Source organism: Streptomyces sp. NPDC001617 (genome assembly GCF_053596855.1).
This window is the reverse complement of the sequence record NZ_JBSFHA010000201.1, coordinates 1-2,301: the sequence shown is the minus strand read 5'-3', so window position 1 is coordinate 2,301 and position 2,301 is coordinate 1. Positions and strand designations below refer to the sequence as shown.

The window sequence follows — 2,301 nt, the reverse complement described above, 5'->3', positions numbered from 1 at the left end:
TCGTCGTTCCTCATGTACAACAAGGACGTCATGAAGGCGAAGGGCGTCACGGTGCCCGAGCACCCGACCTGGCAGCAGATCGCCGACATCGCGGCCAAGGTCGACGGCGCCGAGCCGGGCATGCGCGGCATCTGCCTGCGCGGGCTGGCCGGCTGGGGCGAGCTGGGTGCCCCGCTGACGAGTGTGGTCAACACCTTCGGCGGGACCTGGTTCACCAAGGACTGGAAGGCCCAGGTCAACAGCCCCGCCTTCAAGAAGGCCACCCACTTCTACGTCGACCTGGTCAGGAAGCACGGTGAGGCGGGCGCGGCGCAGTCCGGGTTCACCGAGTGCCTGAACGCGATGAGCCAGAAGAAGGTCGCGATGTGGTACGACGCGACCAGCGCCGCCGGCTCGCTGGAGGACCCCGCCTCCAGCAAGATCGCCGGGCATGTCGGCTACGCCTACGCGCCGACCGTCGCCACCCAGAGCAGCGGCTGGCTGTGGGCCTGGGCCTGGGCGATGCCCAAGACGACGAAGAACGCCGACGCGGCCTCGAAGTTCATGCTCTGGGCGTCCAGCAAGAAGTACGAGAGCCTGGTCGGCGCCAAGCTCGGCTGGGCGCGCGTCCCGGCCGGCAAGCGGACCAGCACCTACGCCATCCCGCAGTACCAGAAGGCCGCCGGCTCGTTCGGCGACATCACCCTGAAGTCCATCGAGGCGGCCGACCCGGCCAACCCCGGCGTCCAGCCCCGCCCGACCGTGGGCATCCAGTACGTGGCCATCCCCGAGTTCCAGGACCTGGGCACCAAGGTCACCCAGGAGATCTCCGCCGCCATCGCCGGCAAGACCACCGTGGACAAGGCACTCGACGACGGCCAGAGGCTCGCCGAGGACGTCGCCAAGAACTACCAGAAGTGACCCCCACCCGCCCGGCCGGCGCTCCCGCCGGCCGGGTGTCGCTTCCCCGACCCCGGCCGTCACCGGCGGAGGAACCCTTCATGACCACGCTCACCGCACCCCCCAAGACCGCACCACCCCCCGCCCGCCCGCGCACATCCACCCGCACGGCCACGTGGAGGCGGCGCATCCCGCTGCTGCCGGCGCTGGTCTTCACCATCGCCGTCACCCAACTGCCCTTCGTGGCCACCCTCGTCATCTCCACCCTGCAGTGGAACATCCTCAAGCCGGGCGACCGCCACTTCGTCGGCCTGTCCAACTTCACGTTCGTCTTCACCGACGAACGCCTGCGCACCGCCGTCCTCAACACCATCGTGCTGACCGCGTCGGTGGTCCTCATCAGCGTGGTCCTCGGCCTGGGCCTGGCGATGCTGCTCGACCGCCGCTTCCTCGGCCGCGGTCTGGCCCGCACCCTGCTCATCTCGCCGTTCCTGGTCATGCCGGTCGCGGCCGCCCTGCTGTGGAAGCACGCCCTCTACAACCCCGACTACGGCCTCCTCAACGGCACCCTCAACGCCGTATACCGGCTCTTCGGCGCCGCCAACGGCCCCACCCTCGACTGGGTCTCGACCTATCCGATGCCCGCGGTCGTCGTCTCGCTGGTCTGGCAGTGGACGCCGTTCATGATGCTCATCCTGCTGGCCGGCCTGCAGGCCCAGCCCGGCGACGTCCTGGAAGCCGCCACGATGGACGGCGCCTCCGCGATGGCGACCTTCCGCCACATCACCCTGCCGCACCTGCGCCAGTACATCGAACTGGGCGTCCTGCTCGGCACGATCTACATCGTGCAGACCTTCGACGCGGTCTACACCATCACCCAGGGCGGCCCCGGCTCCCAGACCACCAACCTGCCCTACGAGATCTACCTGACCATGTTCCGCACATACGAATACGGCCAGGCATCCGCCGCCGGCGTCGTCGTCGTCCTGGGCTCCATCGTGATCGCCACCTTCGCCCTGCGCACCGTCGCATCCCTGTTCCGCGAGGAGGTGTCCCGATGACCGCTCACGCGGCTGCCGCCGTTCCGGGAGCGAGGTTCAGGAAGTTCCTGCGCCGCAAGGACGACCCCAACTCCCCCCGCCTGTCCCCGCTGTGGACCTTCGTCGCCTGGCTGGCCACCCTCGCCTTCTTCGCCCCGGTCGCCTGGATGGTGCTCACCTCCTTCCACCAGGAAGCCGACGCGGCCACCAACCCGCCCACCCCCTTCGCACCACTCACCCTCGACCAGTACAAACTGCTCTTCAGCCGCGACATCACCCCCTATCTCCTCAACTCCGCCATGGCCAGCATCCTCTCCACGATCCTGGTGCTCGCCCTGGCGGTGCCTGCGGCCTACGCGCTGTCCATCAAACCGGTCCAGAA

2 protein-coding genes and 1 pseudogene are annotated in these 2,301 nt (G+C 68.8%); all 3 read left to right on the top strand.

Annotated elements, in window-relative coordinates; translation table 11 throughout:
- A partial coding sequence (locus ACWC09_RS52545) for an extracellular solute-binding protein (RefSeq protein WP_450859411.1) occupies positions 1–900 on the top strand: 900 nt, incomplete at its 5' end.
- Positions 901–980: 80 nt separating this feature from the next.
- Entirely contained in the window at positions 981–1,940 is a 960-nt protein-coding gene (locus ACWC09_RS52540) for a carbohydrate ABC transporter permease (protein ID WP_450859410.1), read from the top strand.
- A pseudogene (locus ACWC09_RS52535) lies at positions 1,937–2,301 on the top strand (carbohydrate ABC transporter permease); the annotation flags it as partial. The gene ACWC09_RS52540 and the pseudogene ACWC09_RS52535, both read left to right, overlap by 4 nt.

Coding starts and splice junctions, on each gene's coding strand:
- ACWC09_RS52540 (WP_450859410.1), top strand. CDS start 981: ATGACCACGCTCACCGCACCCCCCAAGACCGCACCACCCCCCGCCCGC.